At 72.7% G+C, this 17,080-nt stretch carries 14 protein-coding genes; 2 read left to right on the top strand and 12 right to left on the bottom strand.

Annotated features, from left to right (window positions below; translation table 11 throughout):
* Positions 1-14 precede the first annotated feature (14 nt).
* A complete protein-coding gene (locus tag J5X07_RS02990) occupies positions 15-341 on the top strand; it encodes an ArsR/SmtB family transcription factor (protein WP_208478621.1) in 327 nt (108 codons plus the stop codon).
* Positions 338-820: an SRPBCC family protein gene (locus J5X07_RS02985; RefSeq protein ID WP_208478620.1), complete on the top strand. Its 483-nt coding sequence runs from the start codon at positions 338-340 to the stop codon at positions 818-820. Before J5X07_RS02990 ends, J5X07_RS02985 begins: the two co-directional genes overlap by 4 nt.
* Before the next feature lie 320 nt (positions 821-1,140).
* Here J5X07_RS02985 and uppS read toward each other — a convergent pair whose 3' ends face one another.
* From uppS to J5X07_RS02925, 12 genes are all read right to left on the bottom strand, one after another.
* Complete coding sequence (gene uppS / locus J5X07_RS02980; protein WP_124934722.1) at positions 1,141-1,929, bottom strand: polyprenyl diphosphate synthase; 789 nt, start codon at positions 1,927-1,929, stop codon at positions 1,141-1,143.
* A gap of 81 nt (positions 1,930-2,010) precedes the next feature.
* A complete protein-coding gene (gene recO / locus J5X07_RS02975) occupies positions 2,011-2,760 on the bottom strand; it encodes a DNA repair protein RecO (RefSeq protein ID WP_124934707.1) in 750 nt (249 codons plus the stop codon).
* Between the two features lie 206 nt (positions 2,761-2,966).
* Positions 2,967-4,766, bottom strand: coding sequence for a 2-isopropylmalate synthase (gene leuA, locus J5X07_RS02970; RefSeq protein ID WP_208478619.1), 1,800 nt, complete (start codon positions 4,764-4,766; stop codon positions 2,967-2,969).
* Between the two features lie 1,044 nt (positions 4,767-5,810).
* Complete coding sequence (locus J5X07_RS02965; RefSeq protein WP_208478645.1) at positions 5,811-5,999, bottom strand: helix-turn-helix transcriptional regulator; 189 nt, start codon at positions 5,997-5,999, stop codon at positions 5,811-5,813.
* Between the two features lie 52 nt (positions 6,000-6,051).
* On the bottom strand, positions 6,052-6,897 hold the full coding sequence (locus tag J5X07_RS02960; RefSeq protein ID WP_124934673.1) for an ABC transporter permease: 846 nt from the start codon (positions 6,895-6,897) through the stop codon (positions 6,052-6,054).
* The gene (locus tag J5X07_RS02955; RefSeq protein ID WP_208478618.1) at positions 6,894-7,790 is read right to left on the bottom strand and encodes an ABC transporter ATP-binding protein; all 897 of its coding nucleotides are present in this window, start codon (positions 7,788-7,790) and stop codon (positions 6,894-6,896) included. The genes J5X07_RS02960 and J5X07_RS02955 overlap by 4 nt, the downstream gene beginning before the upstream one ends.
* A 229-nt stretch (positions 7,791-8,019) precedes the next feature.
* Entirely contained in the window at positions 8,020-11,574 is a 3,555-nt protein-coding gene (locus tag J5X07_RS02950; RefSeq protein WP_208478617.1) for a proline dehydrogenase family protein, read from the bottom strand.
* A gap of 141 nt (positions 11,575-11,715) precedes the next feature.
* A complete protein-coding gene (gene era, locus J5X07_RS02945) occupies positions 11,716-12,771 on the bottom strand; it encodes a GTPase Era (protein ID WP_243896384.1) in 1,056 nt (351 codons plus the stop codon).
* A 115-nt stretch (positions 12,772-12,886) separates the two neighbouring features.
* Positions 12,887-14,233, bottom strand: a complete 1,347-nt coding sequence (locus J5X07_RS02940) for a hemolysin family protein (RefSeq protein ID WP_124934669.1) — start codon at positions 14,231-14,233, stop codon at positions 12,887-12,889.
* Complete coding sequence (gene ybeY, locus J5X07_RS02935) at positions 14,230-14,688, bottom strand: rRNA maturation RNase YbeY (protein ID WP_124934668.1); 459 nt, start codon at positions 14,686-14,688, stop codon at positions 14,230-14,232. Before ybeY ends, J5X07_RS02940 begins: the two co-directional genes overlap by 4 nt.
* Positions 14,685-15,896 carry a PhoH family protein gene (locus J5X07_RS02930; protein ID WP_208478615.1) on the bottom strand — a complete coding sequence of 404 codons (1,212 nt, stop codon included), beginning with the start codon at positions 15,894-15,896 and terminating at the stop codon, positions 14,685-14,687. The genes ybeY and J5X07_RS02930 overlap by 4 nt, the downstream gene beginning before the upstream one ends.
* Before the next feature lie 235 nt (positions 15,897-16,131).
* Positions 16,132-17,004, bottom strand: a complete 873-nt coding sequence (locus J5X07_RS02925) for an EamA family transporter (protein ID WP_124934666.1) — start codon at positions 17,002-17,004, stop codon at positions 16,132-16,134.
* Positions 17,005-17,080 lie beyond the last annotated feature (76 nt).

Below are 17,080 nucleotides of genomic sequence, written 5' to 3'. Positions count from 1 at the left end.
CTATGGTGATGGCAGTGGATGACGACGATCAGGACAGGGTCTTCAAGGCGCTGGCCGATCGCACCCGACGGTCACTGCTCGACCGGCTGCACTCCCGCGACGGCCAGTCACTGGCGGAGCTCACCGAGGGCTTCGATATGAGCCGCTTCGGGGTGGCCAAGCACCTGCGCATCCTGCAGGACGCCGGCCTGGTGGTGGCGCGGCGCGAGGGGCGCCGCACCGCCCACTACCTCAACCCTGTCCCCATCCAGCAGATCCACAACCGGTGGATGGACGCCTACACCACCGGATTCAGCCAGCACCTCATCGATCTCAGGTCAGCATTGGAGGATCAGCCATGAGCACGCCCAGCAGCCCCGCGGGCTCGACATCCCCGCAGGTCTACCAGGTCTTCATCCGCGCCACGCCCCAGGCGGTGTGGGAGGCGATCACCAGCCCGGAGCTGACCCGGCAGTACTTCTACGGGTCGGCCGTCCAGACCGAGGCCCGTCCCGACGGCGCCTTCAACTATCTGTCCCCCGACGGGCAGAGCCTGTGGGGGCGCGGGACCATCGCCGAGTGGGACCCTCCCCGACGCCTGGTGCACACCTGGCGCTCCCTGTACGACCCCCGGGCCCATGACGAGCCCGCCAGCCGTGTGGCCTGGGAGATCACCGAGCAGGAGGGCGGGTACTGCCTGCTGAGGGTCACTCACGACCACCTGGAGCACTCCCCCATCACTGCCGACGGCGTGGCGGGCGAGGGCTGGATGCTGGTGCTCAGCGGGCTGAAGAGCCTGGTGGAGACCGGCCAGGGGCTTATCGCCGCCAAGGAGGCCTGAGAGGCCTGAGGGGCCTGAGGAGGTCGTGGGCCTTGAGCACCCCGCGATGGGCGCGGGCACCTCCAGGGCTGTTCATAGTGGCTGTGGGTTTCGCTGGGTCACCCACGTTTCGCTGGGTGACCCGCATTCCGCTGGCCCGAACAGCGCCATCCGGGCCAGCAGGATACGAGTGACCCAGCAGTAATCGAGTCACCCAGCGGGCCGGTGGCGCAGGGCTCCTCCGGTGAGTGGCACCTCCTGCGATCCGCAGGCAGTCCCCGCGATATGCGCCCCAGCGGCAGCCATGCCGCGGCCCAGCGCCGGGTCACAGGCCTTGATCCTCAGGGGGCGACGCGGTCGATGGCGCCGCCGAAGCGCCGCTCGCGCAGGGCGTAGTCCTGGCAGGCCTTCCACAGCTCGGTGCGGTCGAACTCGGGCCAGGGCAGGTCGGAGAAGTACAGCTCGGCGTAGGCCGAGGACCACAGGAGGAAGTTGGAGGTGCGCCGCTCCCCGCCGGTGCGCACGAACAGGTCGACCTCCCTCATGGTCGGGGAGTAGAGGTACTGCTGGAAGAGGCTCTCGGAGATCGCCGAGGGCTTGAGCCGGCCCGCGGCCGCATCCTCGGCGATGGCCCGGGCGGCGTCGGTGATCTCGGCGCGGCCCCCGTAGTTGATGCACATGTTGAAGGTCATGCCGGTGTTGCCGGCGGTCAGGCGCTCGGCGGCCCGCAGCTCGGAGAGCACCGAGCGCCACAGCCGCGGGGTGCGGCCCACCCAGCGCACTCGCACATTCCAGGAGTGGAGCTGGTCGCGCTGCTCGCGCAGGACGGTGCGGGTGAAGCCCATGATGAAGCGCACCTCGGCCGGCGAGCGCTTCCAGTTCTCGGTGGAGAAGGCGTAGGCGCTCAGCTCCTGGATCCCCAGCTCGACGGCGCCGGCGATGACGTCGATGAGGTTGGCCTCCCCCGCCCGGTGGCCCTCGGTGCGGGGCAGGTTGCGGGCGTTGGCCCAGCGCCCGTTGCCGTCCATGACCAGGCCGACGTGGGCCGGGAGCTTGGCGGGGTCGATGCTGGGGGGCGTCAGTCCGGGGCGGTGCAGGGGTGTGGGCGCGGAGACGGGGACCTCGGGGATCTGCTCGTTGCGCGGCTCGGCCCGCGGGTCATCGGGCCCAGGAGCCTCCGGTGCGCTGCGGGGGTCGTCAGATGCCACGGCTCATGCCCTTTCCACGAGTGCCAGGGAGCGCAGTCGGCGCTCCAGATGCCAGGTTGTGTACGCCGAGACCAGGCCGGATGCCTCGGCGCGCTCCCGCTGCCCCGAGGCGTCGGCCAGTGGCCAGTCCCCGGAGAGCAGTGCCCCCAACAGTGCCATGGCCGCGGGGGCGACCACCACCGCACCGGCGCTGCGGCAGGTCTCGCACACCGCGCCCCCGGCCTGGATGTGGAAGGCCCCGTGGGGCCCTCTCGCCCCGCACAGGGCGCAGTCGTAGCACGAGGGGGCCCAGCCCCCCAGGGCCAGGGAGCGCAGCAGGTAGGAGTCCAGGATGAGGCCGGGGGCGTGGCGCCGGTGGGCCATGGCCGCCAGGGCCCCGGCCAGCAGGAGGTACTGCTGGGGGCTGGTCTCGGTGCCCAGGTCGCCGTTGTCGGCGCTGAGGCGCTCGGCGGTCTCGGCCATGGTCGAGGCGCAGGTGAACATGGCGTAGTCGGCGCAGATGGACCGCCCGAAGGGGTCGATGATCTCGGCCTGGGTGACGACGTCGAGGCTGCGCCCGGCGTGGAGCTGGACGTCGATCATGGAGAAGGGCTCCAGGCGGGCCCCGAAGCGCGAGGAGGTGCGGCGCACGCCCTTGGCCACGGCCCGCACCTGGCCGTGGTGGCGGGTGAGCATGACGATGATGCGGTCGGCCTCGCCGAGCTTGTAGGTGCGCAGGACCACGGCCTCGTCGCGGTAGAGCCTGGTCGTCACGGCCGCAGTCTCTCACGGCCCGGCGCCCGCCGGTGCGATGCGAACGGCGACCAGTCCGTCACTCAGAGGCGGTGGGGATGGACCGGGACGGGCGGGTGGGGGTGGGGGTGCTCTTGGCTGCCATCCGCGTGGCTCGTTCCTCGCGCCGCTCCCCCCAGCCCCGCCACGCCGGCGGGCACCCCCACCCGAGCCCGCCCTGCAGGCGGTCAGCGCAGGGCGCGGTTGACGGCGGAGATGACGGCCTTGAAGGAGGCGGTGGTGATGGAGTGGTCGATGCCCACGCCCCACAGGACCTGGCCGTCCACCTCGCATTCGACGTAGGCGGCGGCCCGGGCGTCGCGCCCCTGGGACAGGGCGTGCTCGGCGTAGTCCAGGATCCGCAGCTCCAGCCCGGTCGTCTCCAGGGCGGTGACGAAGGCGTCCAGGGGGCCGTTGCCCTGGGCGACCAGCTCCCGCTCCTGACCGCCGTCGGCGACGGTGACGGTCAGCTGCGAGCCCTCCCCCTCGCCGTTGGAGGTCAGGGTGGCGCCCTTGAGCGCATAGCGGCCCCAGGGCTCCAGGCCCTCGAGATGCTCCTGGCCGTCCCCGCCCACGCCGTCGGCCGGCAGGTACTCGTCGGCGAAGATGCGCCACAGGCCGGAGGCGTCGACCTCGCCGCCATAGGTGTCGGTGTGGCGCTGGACGATGCGGGAGAACTCGATCTGCAGGCGGCGCGGCAGGTCGAGCTTGCGGGTGGTGCCCAGCAGGTAGGCCACCCCGCCCTTGCCGGACTGCGAGTTGACGCGCACCACGGCCTCGTAGGAGCGGCCCACGTCATGGGGGTCGATGGGCAGGTAGGGCATGGACCAGGGCACGGCGGTCTCGGCCTGCTCCTCGCCGAGCCCCTCGGCCCGGCGGGCCTGGACCTGGGCGGCGCGGGCGGCGAAGCCCTTCTTGATGGCGTCCTGGTGGGAGCCGGAGAAGGAGGTGTAGACCAGCTCACCGGCGTAGGGGGTGCGCGGGGGCACATCCATGCCGGTGGCGCGCTCGACGGTGCGCCGGATCTCATCGATGCGGGAGATGTCCAGCATGGGATCCACGCCCTGGCTGAACAGGTTGAGGGCCAGGGTCACCAGGTCGACGTTGCCGGTGCGCTCCCCGTGGCCGAACAGGCAGCCCTCCACGCGGTCGGCCCCGGCCAGCAGGCCCAGCTCGGTGGCGGCCACGCCCGAGCCCCGGTCGTTGTGGTTGTGCAGGGACAGGCACACGTGCTCGCGGTGGGGCAGGTTCCGGCTCATCCACTCGATCTGGTCGGCGTAGACGTTGGGGGTGGCGCGCTCGACGGTGGCCGGCAGGTTGAGGATGATCTCGCGCCCGTCCTCGGGCTGCCAGACGTCCATGACGGCGCTGCAGACCTCCAGGGCGTACTCGCGCTCGGCGTCGACGAAGATCTCCGGGGAGTACTCGAAGCCGAAGACCGTGTCCTCGGTGAGGACCTTCTCGGCGCGGGCGATGACCTGCCGGGTGCCCTCGACGGCCAGGTCGCGGACCTGGCCGCGGTCCATGCGGAAGACGACCTCCCGGAAGAGGGGGGCGATGGCGTTGTAGAGGTGGACGGTGGCCCGCGGGATGCCCACGCAGGCGTCCAGGGTGCGCTCGATGAGGTCGCCGCGCGACTGGGTGAGCACCGAGATGGTGACGTCCTCGGGGATGGCGCCGTCCTCGACCAGGGAGCGCACGAAGTCGAAGTCGGTCTGGGATGCGGCGGGGAAGCCGACCTCGATCTCCTTGAAGCCCATGGCCACCAGCAGGTCGAAGATGGAGCGCTTGGCGGCGGGCCCCATGGGCTCGATGAGGGACTGGTTGCCGTCGCGCAGGTCGGTGGACAGCCACCGCGGCGCCTGGGTGATGCGCCTGGTGGGCCAGGTGCGGTCGGGCAGGTCGGTGGCCACTGTGTCCAGGAAGGGGCGGTACTTCTGGAAGGGCATGCCGGAGGGCTGCTGGGGTGCAGGGCGGGCGGTGCGCATGGGGTGCCTCCTGGGGGCGTGCGTCGTGGGTGCCCGGCGACCTGGGTCGCCGCGGGGCCGGGCATGGGCGTCAGCCGCGGTCGGGGTGCCGGCCTGTCAGGCCCCGCCGCGGCGACTAAGCAGCAGGCCCCGGCAGGGCCGCAGGATCGCTCGCACGGGATGAACCTACCGCGAATCCGCATCCCTGTCAGGCTGCGGCGCCGGGCGAGCCCCATTCCGCGGGGCCGCCCGCGCGGTCGGACGGGCCGATGCTGGCGGGCGGGGCCGTGGTTGCCGGTGGTTGCCGGTGGAGGCCGGCCCTACTTCGCCGGAGTCGGCCGCATTTCGCCGGGGTTGTCTGCAGATCGCCGGGGTTGTCTGCACTTCGCACCCCTGGGACCCCTCCGATCCACCGACAACCCGGCAATCCGCACCACGCCCCCATCCCACAGGCCAGGACCCGCCCGGGATCCACCGCAACCCCAAGGTGCGCACCCCCAATACCGCGGGCCCTCCCGCATCTCGCTGGGTCAGGCGCAACCCGCTGGCCCAGATAGGCGGATCCCAACGAGCGAAACACGACTCACCCAACAGAAAACGGCAAGCCCAGCGAAGAGCAGCTGTGCGCGGGCACCTTCTGATCGTAGCGGGGAAAGGATTCGAACCTGCGAGTCTTCATGCACCTGATGGCGCGGGGTGCCTTCTGACCCGTGGTTAATGTTGTCGCCGCCAGCGCGAGCATCTGTCTCAATGCACCTTATGGCGCGGGGTGCCTTCTGACCCACCCCTCGAACCACCCCCTGTGACCAGCAGTGATGCGAGGCGCAGCGCAGGCGACCCGTCGGCACCCTCCAGACCGCCCCGGCACAGACCCCTTTGTACCACATCCACGCAGGTCAGCACCACAGCGCCAGCGACACCCCTCCGGAGCCCCCGTCACCCGGAATCCAACGAGACCATGCGGAAAAGTCCCCCTCCCCCACCAACATCAGACATCCGATATCCAGGACTAAGGTCCTGCCCGTTGTCCATCCCGCCAGCCCGGCCGGCACTCCCGCCCGGGCCTCAGCCCAGGGGCGGGAACTCCTCCAAGGAGAAAACAGACTCCACCGGCACCTCGAAATAGCGGGCGATCCTCAGCGCCAGGTGGAGGGAGGGGGCGTACTCGCCGCGCTCCAGATAGCCGATCGTCTGGTAGTGCACGCCCAGGGCCTCGGCGAGCTGGCGGCGGCTGACCCGGCGGTCGGCGCGCATGACCGCGATGCGGTTGTGGACGACATCTGCTCCCTGCTCACTCCCGGGCACGTCACATACCCGTCTGGCGGCGGATCTTGGCCTGCATGCGGGACAGGCTACCGATGGTCTCCTGATCCACCGAGCGGCGAATGATGAAAGGGGCGACGGCGAAGCCGAGGACCATCCAGGCCACGAGGACGCCCACCGCGAGCACGGGCCGGAACTGGCCCATCGGCTCCCAGGAGGCATCGCCCACGAGCAGCCACCGGCTCAGGTGCCCCGCCCAGTAGAAGGGCATGGCGCAGTTCAACCGCTGGAGCCACAGGGGCATCTGGACCATCGGGATCATGAAGCCGCTGGTGAGCAGGAGCGCCATCACCGCCGCCGTGGCGGCCATGAGGCCGTAGGCGCTGCGGGCCACGGAGGCCACCAGGAAGCCGATCGGCGCGACCGCCAGCGACGACAGCAGCAGGACCGCCAGGCTGAGCAGGGCATCGCCCGCCCTGAGGGAGACCCCCTCCATCAGGAGGGAGGCGGCCAGCATGAGGGAGCACTGCATGACCAGCACGGTGGCCACGCAGGAGATGGTGGTGCCCACCGCCCAGATCATGGGGCCGTGAGGCAGGATCTTCACCCGCAGCAGCGCACCGCCAACCCGGTCCTGGTAGGCCTCATTAGCGATCTTGATCACAGCCAGGGCGCAGAAGGAACCCACGGCCCCGGCGGCCAGGACACTGCCGGAGGACACATCCCCCTCATCGGGGGAGCCCGCCCTCCCCCAGGCGGAGAGCGTGACGATGGCCACGGGCAGGACCACGGAGACGATCCCCGCCCCGAGGAACTGGGGGCGCAGGTCGGCCAGGGCCTGGCGGACTCCGGCCCGCAGGATCCTCAGAGGCACAACGGCGAGGCTCATGACTGGTACTCCTCCTGCTCCTTCACGGCCCGGGGTCCCTCGGCACCGTCCCTGCCCGCGGTCAGGGCCAGGTAGGCCTCCTCCAGCGTGGGGCGCGAAACGGCCAGGCTGGAGATGCGCTCCAGGTCCAGCCCCGCCACGAAGGCCTCGGGACTGTCGGTGGCGTGCACGTGGTGCTCCCCGTTGTGCACCCAGGTGACCTCGGCGCGGCCCGGCAGGGACTCGCGCAGCTGCGTGGCGGTGCCGTTGGCCACGATCCCTCCCCCGGCCAGGATGAGGATGCGCGAGGCGATGCGCTCGGCCTCGGCCAGGTCGTGGGTGGTCATGAGCACCGTGGCGCCCACCTGGTCGACCTGGTCCAGGATGAGGTCGTGCATGCGGGCCTTGGCGGCAGGGTCCAGCCCGGTGGTGGGCTCATCGAGGATGAGCAGCTCGGGGCGGGCCAGGAGCGCGGCAGCGAGGTCGACGGCGCGGCGCTGCCCTCCCGAGAGGTCCCCCAGGCGGGAGGAGGCCCTGCCCTCCAGGCCGACGGCCGCCAGAGCCCGTCCCACCTCCAGCACCTCATCGACGACGGTCTGGTGGGTTGAGCGGATCCACTCCAGCTGGTCGCGCACCCGCCACTTGGGGTGGTCGGACCAGTTCTGCTGAACCAGGCCGACTCGGGACCAGAAGGCGTGCCCGGCACCCCTGGGATCCCGGCCCAGGACCCGCACACTGCCCGCGGACGGGCGCAGGGACCCCAGGAGCAGCTCGACCAGGGTCGTCTTGCCCGCCCCATTGGGGCCCAGCAGGCAGACCACCTCGCCTCGGCCGATACTCAGGTCCACGCCCCGCAGCACGGGCCTGGCCCCGTAGGAGAAGTCCAGGCCCTCACATCGGACCGCCTCTGGCATGGCACACCTCCTCACCGTGGGTACGCAACTAAGTGTAGCACTTCTACTACATAGCATCATAGATGAGTGACCTGTCGTCTCGCCTGAGCCGGGCCGGTCGTCCAGGGGCGGGACGGAGCAGCGTGCCCACAGGGCCCGGCGGACCGCAGCACGCGGCCCCCGCAGCACCCGGCAGATCCGGGGCTGCGGGGGCCGGGCCACGGGGCCTCCGGCACACTGGAGGCCGGCGCTACAGCAGCCCCTCGGCGATGTCGAAGGGGGTGCCGAAGCGGTGGCTGGTCACCGACACCGACTGCTCGCGCAGGAAGGGCAGCAGCTCGCTGTGCGGGCAGGCCGTCACCTCCCCGGTGTACAGGGCCACATCCGGGCTGCCCCCGGTGACCCGGGAGGCCTCCTGCCAGCGCTCCTGGGCGCCCTGCTCGCGCGGCCCCAGGAGGCGCACCCGCACGCCCAGGTCCCCGGAGGCGGCCAGGTCGGCCAGGCGCGCCTGCCAGACCACCGGCGCCTCGACCACGACCTCGACGCCGGCGCCCGCCAGGGCCCCGCGCAGGGAGGGGCTCAGCTGCTCGGCCGTGGACAGCCGGAGAACGGCCCCCGACAGGATGCCTGCGGCCATGACGCGCACGAGGTCCACCGGAGCGGTGCCCATCTCGGCGCGCACCACCACCTGGGCGCTGCGGTAGCGCAGCGCGTTGCGCTCGCAGGCCAGGCCCGTGACATCCACGGCCCGCCCGTAGGCGGCCTCCCAGGCCCGGGCATCGGCGGCCAGGGCGCCGCGCAGGAAGGCCAGCTCCTCGTGGGCCAGCTCGTGACGGGCAGCGTCGTAGAGGCCCTCGACCACCGGGGCGGCCCGGTCATCGGCCTGCGCGGCCCCGGCCCGGTCCCCCGCCACGAGGTCGCCCAGCCCCAGCAGGTAGCTGGGACCGCCGGCCTTCGTCGTCGAGCCGATGGCCGAGCGCTTCCAGCCGCCGAAGGGCTGACGGCGCACGATCGCCCCGGTGATGCCGCGGTTGACGTAGAGGTTGCCAGCCTCGACCTGCTCCAGCCACAGCTCCAGCTCCTCGGCGTCGAGGGTCTGCAGCCCCGAGGTCAGGCCGTAGTCCACCGCATTGACCGCGTCAATGGCCTCCTGGAGGGTATCGACGCGCATGACCCCCAGGACCGGGGCGAAGTACTCGGTGAGGTGGTACTCGCTGCCAGGCCGCACCCCCGCCCGGATTCCGGGGCGCCACAGGCCCCCGCCCAGGTGCCGGGGGCGCAGCACCCAGTGCTCGCCGGCCCCCAGGGTGGTCAGGCCCCGCAGGGCCTTGGGCTCATCGGGCACCACGACGGGCCCCACCTGGGCGTCGAGGTGCTCGGGCCCGGCCACGCGCAGCGAGGCGGTGGCATCCACCAGCTGGCGGGCGATGCGCTCGGAGCGCCCGGCCGAGCCCACGAGGATGAGCAGCGAGGAGGCCGAGCACTTCTGCCCGGCGTGGGCGAAGGCGGAGGCCACCGTGTCGCGCACGGCCAGGTCGGGATCGGCCGAGGGGGTGACGATGATGGCGTTCTTCCCGCTGGTCTCCCCCAGCAGGTGCATGTCCGGCTTCCAGGAGCGGAAGAGCCGGGCGGTGTCGTAGGAGCCGGTGAGGATGACCCGGTCCGCTCCCTCGTGGGTGACCAGGTGCTGGGAGACCTCGCCGTCCTCGATGGGCGCCAGCATGAGGACGTCCTGGGGCACGCCCGCCTCGTGGAAGGCCTCGACGAGCTCGGCGGCGCAGCGCTTGGCCGGGGGCGCGGGCTTGAGGATGACGGCGCTGCCCGTGGCCAGGGCGGCGGCCACGCCCCCGGTGGGGATGGCCAGGGGGAAGTTCCAGGGCGAGGCCACCACCGTCAGGCGCGAGGGGGCGAAGCGCGCCCCGACCAGGTAGTCGGGGTCCTCCAGGGACAGGCTCATCTCGGCGTAGTGGTGGCAGAAGTCGATGGCCTCGCTGACCTCGGGGTCGGCCTGGTCGATGGTCTTGCCCGCCTCGGAGGCGGCCACCTCGATGAGCTCGCCGCGCCGCTTGGCCAGCACGTCGCCGACCCGGTGCAGGATGATGGCCCGCTCCCGGGCGCCCAGCCCGGCCCAGGCGGGGGCGGAGTCGCGCAGGAGCTCGACGGCGGCGTCGACGGCCTCGGTGGTGGACAGGCGGGCGGCCCCGGAGGCCACGGCCCGCACGCCGCGCTGGGAGGCGGGCACGGCCGCGGCGATCCGGCGGGCCCAGCGGCGGTTGGCGGCCAGGGCGGGGTCGGAGTCGGGGGTGGCGGTGAAGGGGCGCGGGGAGTCCCCCGGCTCCGGCAGCTCCGCCTCGGCCTCCGCCAGGCGGTCCTGGCCCCGGCGGGGCGCGGGCAGGGGCGCGGAGGGGTCGACGTCGGCCAGGGCCGCCAGGAAGCGGTCGCGCTCCCGGTTGAAGACCGCCTCATCGGTGGCGATGTCGAAGACCCCGGACATGAAGTTGGCCGGCGCCGCATTCTCCTCCAGGCGCCGCACCAGGTAGGCGATGGCCACATCGAACTCGGCGGGCGAGACCACGGGCACGTAGAGGAGCAGGTGGCCCACATCGCGGCGCACGACCTCCTGGATGCCGGTGGCCATGCCCGAGAGCATCTCGAACTCCACGGCGTCGCCGTCCTCCAGGCCGCGCTCGGCGCGCATCTCGTAGGCCAGGGCGATGTCGAACAGGTTCTGGCCCGCCACGCCCAGGCGGATGCTCCTGGTGCGCTCGGGGGTCATCGCCCAGTCCAGGATGCGCTTGTAGTTGGTGTCCGTGGCCTGCTTGGAGGGCAGGGTGGTCATCTCCCAGCCGTGGATCTGGGCGTCCACGGCCTCCATGGCCAGGTTGGCGCCCTTGACCACGCGCACCTTGATGCACGCCCCGCCGGCGGCCACGCGAGCGGCCGCCCACTCCTGGAGGCGCTGCATGGCGGCCAGGGAGTCGGGCAGGTAGGCCTGCAGGACGATGCCGGCCTCATAGCCGGCCAGGTCCTCCTGGTCCAGGATGGCGGTGAAGACCGCCAGGGTCAGGTCCAGGTCCTTGTAGTCCTCCATGTCCAGGTTGAGGAAGGTGCCGTGGTCGCGGGCCAGGCGGTACAGGGGAGTGAGGACCTCCACGCCGTGGGCCACGACCTCCTCGAAGCCCCACGGGTTGTGGGGGCCGGTGACGGCCGAGACCTTGACCGAGACGTAGTCGACATCCTCGCGCGTGACCAGGTCGGCGACATCGGCCAGGCGGCGGCCCGCCTCCTGCTCGCCCAGGACCGCCTCGCCCAGGAGGTTGACGTTGAGCCGGTTGCCGCCCTTGCGCAGGCGGGCCAGGGCCGGCCCCAGTCCCCGATCGGTGGCATCGACCACCAGGTCGCCGACCAGCTCGCGGAAGGTGCGCCGGGCGATGGCCGCCACCGCCGAGGGCGCCAGGCGCGAGGCGAGCCCGCCCATGCCCATGGCCGCCGACAGCGCCGGGGGCAGGAAGCCGGTGCGCCCCGCGGCCAGGCGCTGGAGGGCCCGCCCGGCCACGTCGAGGTCGGCGGGCCGCACGACGTCGTCGACGAAGCGCGTGGTGAACTCCAGGCCGTCGGGGTCGGCCAGGATGCGCGACAGGAGCTCGGCCGTGCGGGGCACCGGCTCATGGGCCGAGGCATCCGCCCAGGTGCGGGCGCGGGCCACGGCCCGGATGCCCAGGTCCCACAGCCCGGCGGGGCAGGCCCCGGGCTCCGGGAGGCCGGGGGCGGGCTCTGGGCCGGTGTGAGGTGACGTCGTTGTCATAGTGCACTCCCATTCTTGTGCGTCAGGAGGGTGGCCAGGACCGATGGGCCTGCCGCGGGGCCCATGAGTTCATGGGACCCAGTGTGCGCCATGACCGGGCCGAAGCACAGTCCGGCGGCGGCACGATCGCCTGGTCCCGCCTCAGAAGCCGAGGCGGGCCAGGGCCTTGGGGTCGGACTGCCAGTCCTTGGCGGTGCGCACGTGCAGGTCGAGGTAGACCTTGCGGCCCAGCAGCTCCTCGATGCCCCGGCGCGCCTTGACCCCCACCTCCTTGAGGCGGGACCCGCCCTTGCCGATGATGATGGCCTTCTGGGAGTCGCGCTCGACCACCAGGGAGATGCGCACCTGGAGGCGCTGGCCCGCGCCCTTGACCAGGCCGGCCTCGCGCGTGGTGTCGCTGGGGTCGGCGATCTCATCGACGACGACGGCCAGGGAGTGGGGCAGCTCCTCGCGCACGCCCTCCAGGGCGGCCTCCCGGACCAGCTCGGCGATCATCACCTCCCGGGGCTCATCGGTGATCTCCCCGGTGGGGTACAGGGGCGGGGACAGGGGCAGGTGCTTGATGAGCACCTCCTCCAGGGTCCCGATCTGCTCGCCGCTGACCGCCGAGACCGGCACGATGTCGGCCCACTCCCCCAGGGCGTCGACGGCCAGCAGCTGGGCGGCCAGGTCCTGGCGCGAGACCTTGTCGGCCTTGGTGACCACCGCGACCACGGGCGTGCGCAGATCGGCCAGGTCCCGGGCGATGAAGCGGTCGCCGGGGCCGATCCTCTCGTCGGCCGGGATGCACAGGGCGACGACGTCGACATCGGCCAGGGTCTGGCGCACCAGGTCGTTGAGGCGCTTGCCCAGCAGGGTGCGGGGCCGGTGCATCCCGGGGGTGTCGACCAGCACCAGCTGGGCGCCCTCGCGGTGGACCACGCCGCGGACGTTGTGGCGCGTGGTCTGGGGGCGCCCGGAGGTGATGGCGACCTTGGTTCCCACCAGGGCGTTGGTCAGGGTGGACTTGCCCGCGTTGGGGCGCCCCACGAGGCAGGCGAAGCCGGCCCGGAAGTCCTCGGGGTAGTCGGGGATGGCGACCTCGACGCGGGCCGAGGCGGGCAGGCCCTCGGGGGGCTCCGCGTCCTGCTCATCCGGCCCGTCCCCGCCCTCGCCATCAGGGTCCCCGAAGTCCTCCAGGGCGTTGGGGCCGTCCATGAGCTCGGCGTCGGAGGGGAAGCGGAAGCCCGTCGGGGGCCCGGGGCTCACGGCGTCCCGCGGGGGGATGCCGGCACCCACGGGATCGGGGCTGGTCTCGTGGCTCTCGGGCGTCCTAGTCATCGGTGTCGGTGTCCTTGTCGTGGGCGGGGTCTGGGGCGGGGTCCTGGGCCAGGCCCGGGGAGGGACCGGCGGCATCGGCGTCGGGGGTGAGGCGGGCCTGCAGGGCGGCCACCTGGCGGCGCCGCCCGGCCACCTCCCCGGCCGTCAGCCGCAGCCCCTGGATGTCCCCGGTGGCCCCGGGCAGGGGGACGCGGCCGATGGCCTTGGTCAGCAGGCCTCCGGCGGTCTCGACGTCGTCATCCTCGATCTCCAGGCCGAACAGGGCACCGAGCTCATCCAGGCCCAGGCGCGCGGGCACGCGGTAGACCCCGGGACCGATCAGCTCGGGCTCGGGCAGCTCGGGGTCGTGCTCGTCGGTGAGCTCGCCCACGACCTCCTCCAGGAGGTCCTCCATGGTCACCAGCCCGGCGGTGCCCCCGTACTCGTCGACGGCCAGGGCCATGTGGAAGCGGCCGGTCTGCATCTCGCGCAGCAGGTCGTCGGCGGGCTTGGTCTCGGGCACGTACTCGGCCTCGCGCACGAAGGCCGAGACCGGCAGGTCCTCATGCTCGGGGTGGGCGGCCAGGCGCCGCAGGACGTCCTTGAGGTAGAGCAGGCCGCGCACATCGTCGGCGTCCTCGCCGATGACCGGCACGCGAGAGTAGCCCGAGCGCACGAACAGGCGCATGGCCGCCGAGGCCGGCTTGAGGGCCTCGATGGTGACCATGTCGGTGCGCGGGACCATGACCTCGCGCACGAGGGTCTGGCCCAGCTCGACGACGCTGCGCAGCATCTGGCGGTCCTCGTCCTCGATGGTCTCGGGCTCGCCGACCTCGTCGATGATCTCGCGCAGGTCCTGCTGGACGGCCTCGCGGGCCTCGGCGTCGGTGGGGGCGGTGGCGCGGGCGCGGCGGGAGGCCAGCCACTGCCAGGGCCTGGCGGCCGCATCGACCCAGCCCAGCAGCGGCCCCAGGGCCAGCAGGGTGGCGGCGGGGTGGCGCTGGCCGTAGGTGCGCGGCGACAGCCCCACCACCAGGCCCAGCAGGAGGATGTTGATGACCAGGGCCGCGGCCAGGACCAGCCACCAGCGGTGCACCAGCCCGGAGACGGCCAGGGTGGTCAGGACGGCGGCCAGCATGTCCACGGCGATGCGCGCCACCGCGACGGCGGCCAGGACCGGGCCCCGGCGCCGGGCCAGGGCCCGCACGCGCTGGGCCCCGCGGCGCCCCTCCTCCACCAGGTCCTCGGCGGCGGCCCGGGTGAATCGGCCCAGGGCGGCCTCCCCCGCGGACAGCAGAGCCCCCAGGCCCAGGACGACGACGGCGCAGGAGATGAGGGGCGCGACGGGGATGCCGCTCACGCGCGCCGCTCCGCCAGGAAGGTCAGGAGCAGCTTGCGCTGGAGGTCGAACATCTCCTTGCGCTCCTGGGGCTCGGCGTGGTCGAAGCCCAGGAGGTGGAGGATGCCGTGGGTGGTCAGCAGGAGCATCTCCTCCACGGCGGAGTGGCCCGCCTTGAGGGCCTGCTCGGCGGCCACCTGGGGGCACAGCACGATGTCGCCCAGGGTGCCGGCGGGGGTCTGGGCCCCGGGGGTGCCGGGGCGCAGCTCGTCCATGGGGAAGCTCATGACGTCGGTGGGGCCGGGCAGGTCCAGCCAGCGCTCGTGGAGCTCGGCCATGGGCTCGGGGTCGATGAACAGGATGCTCAGCTCGGCGGCGGGGTTGACGTGCATGGCGCGCAGCACGTGGTCGGCCAGGGCCGTGAACTCTGCGGCGTCGATGTGCACGGATGTCTCGTTGTTGACCTCGGTGGTCATGCGCGGCTCCTGTCGCTGCGGTGGGTGGAGGGGCGCGGGCCCGCAGTGACGCGGGCCCGGGGGCGCCCCGGGCGCTGGGGGCGGGGCCGCTCGGCGCGGGCGGCGCGCTGGGCCTCCTGGGCGGCGCGCTGGGCCTCGTCCTGGGCGTAGGCCTCGATGATGCGGCCCACCAGGCGGTGGCGCACGACATCGGCGCTGCCCAGCTCGCAGAAGGCGATGCCCTCCACGCCCTTCAGGATGCGCTGGACGGTCACCAGCCCGCTGGGGCGCCCTCCGGGCAGGTCCACCTGGGTGGTGTCCCCGGTGACGACCATGGTGGAGCCGAAGCCCAGGCGGGTGAGGAACATCTTCATCTGCTCGGGGGTGGTGTTCTGCGCCTCGTCGAGGATGACGAAGGCGTCGTTGAGGGTGCGCCCGCGCATGTAGGCCAGGGGGGCCACCTCGATGGTCCCGGCGGCCATGAGCCGGGGCAGGGCCTCGGGCTCGAGCATGTCGTGCAGGGCGTCGTAGAGGGGGCGCAGGTAGGGGTCGATCTTGTCGGTCAGGGAGCCGGGCAGGAAGCCCAGGCTCTCACCGGCCTCGACGGCGGGGCGGGTCAGGATGATGCGCGAGACCCGCTTGCGGGCCAGGGCGTCGATGGCCTTGGCCATGGCCAGGTAGGTCTTGCCGGTGCCGGCCGGGCCGATGCCGAAGGTGATGGCGGCCCGGTCGATGGCGTCGGTGTAGGCCTTCTGCCCCAGGGACTTGGGCCGCACGGTGCGCCCGTGGGCGGTGAGGATGCCCTCGGTGAGGACCTCTGCGGGGCGGGCGGCGGCCTCCAGCAGGCCGATGGCCCGCTCCACGGCGTCGGCGCTCAGGGGCGTGCCGGTGCGGGAGATGTCGATGAGCTCGGAGATGAGGACGATGACGGTCTCGACGCGCTCGGCGGGGCCGGTGACGGTCACGGAGGTGCCGCGCACGTGGATGTCCAGGTCGGGGAAGCCCTTCTCGATGGCGCGCAGCACCTCGTCGCGGGTGCCCAGGAGGGCCACGGGATCCAGGTCCGCGGGCAGGGCGAGGGTGCGCACCGCCCGGCCGCTCCCGCCAGTGGCCGGGTCGGCGGGCGCGTCCTGCGCGCGGGCGGGGCCCCGCGCGGGGCTGGAGGTGGTCTGCGGCACCGGGGAGGGCGCTCCCGGGTCGGCTCCTGGATCGATGGGCGCGTTGGTCATCGGGCTGATCCTAACGGTCCGCGCCGCGCTCCTGCTGCACATCTTCAGCCATCAACCGATCGGCTCAATGGCGCGATTCCGCGGATACGGGATCCGGTGCCTCCCCGCGGGGCCCCTGAAGATGTGCACCGTGAGCCGGGTTGCACATCTTCAGGGGCCCCAGGGGCCGCAGACTGCGACTTTTCCGCATGATGTGGTCAGGGCCGGCGTTGAAGATGTGCAACGGGGGCGGGGGTCAAGCGGCCACCAGGGCCAGGGTCCCGGCCACGAGGAGCCCCAGGCCCGCCAGGTAGCGCCGGCCCGTGGGCTCGCCCAGCACGAGGGCGGAGAAGGCGACCGTCACCAGCACGCTCATTCGGTCGATCGGCACCACGACGCTCGCCGGGCCATCCTGCAGGGCGCGGTAGAAGCACAGCCAGGAGGCCGCCGTGGCCGCCCCCGAGGCCAGCACCCAGCCCAGCTCGCCGCGCGGCACCCGCCTGACCTCCCCCCACTTGCCCGAGACCAGGACCAGCACCCAGGCCATCACCAGCACCACCGCGGTGCGCACCGCTGTTCCCAGGTTCGACTCCACCCCCACGATGCCGGCCTTGCCCAGCACCGCCGTCAGCGCCGCGAAGACCGCCGACCCCAGGGCGTGGACCAGCCAGCCCCCGCCGCCGCGCAGCGCCCGGGGCAGGGCCCGCAGGTCCTCGCGCTCCAGCATGAGCAGGGTGCCGGCCGTCATGAGCACCACGCCCGCACCACCGGCCGGGCTCAGCCCCTCCCCCAGGACCACCACCGCGAGCAGCACGGTCATCACGGTGCTCATCTTGTCGATCGGCACCACCTTGGAGACCTCTCCCAGCTGGAGCGCCCGGAAGTAGCACAGCCAGGAGGCGCCCGTGGCCAGGCCCGAGAGCACCAGCAGCACCAGGCTGCGCGCATCGGCCTGCGCCAGGGAGCGCTGCGAGCCCACCAGCAGCACCATCGCCCAGGCCCCCGCCAGCACCACCGGGGTGCGCAGCGCCGTGGCCACCGTGGAGTCCGTGTGCCGGATCCCGACCTTGGCCAGCACCGCCGTCACCCCGGCGAAGAAGGCCGCGCCGCAGGCGAAGAGCATCCACATAAGGACACCCTAAGCCCGCTGTGCGGCCGACGGCGCCGTCAGCCGCACGGCGGGGCTGAGCGGCAGTGCCGGTCGC

The sequence above is a fragment of the Actinomyces bowdenii genome (assembly GCF_017592395.1).
In the GTDB taxonomy this organism is placed as follows: Bacteria; Actinomycetota; Actinomycetes; order Actinomycetales; family Actinomycetaceae; genus Actinomyces; species Actinomyces bowdenii.
This window is presented reverse-complemented; position numbering and strand designations above follow the sequence as displayed.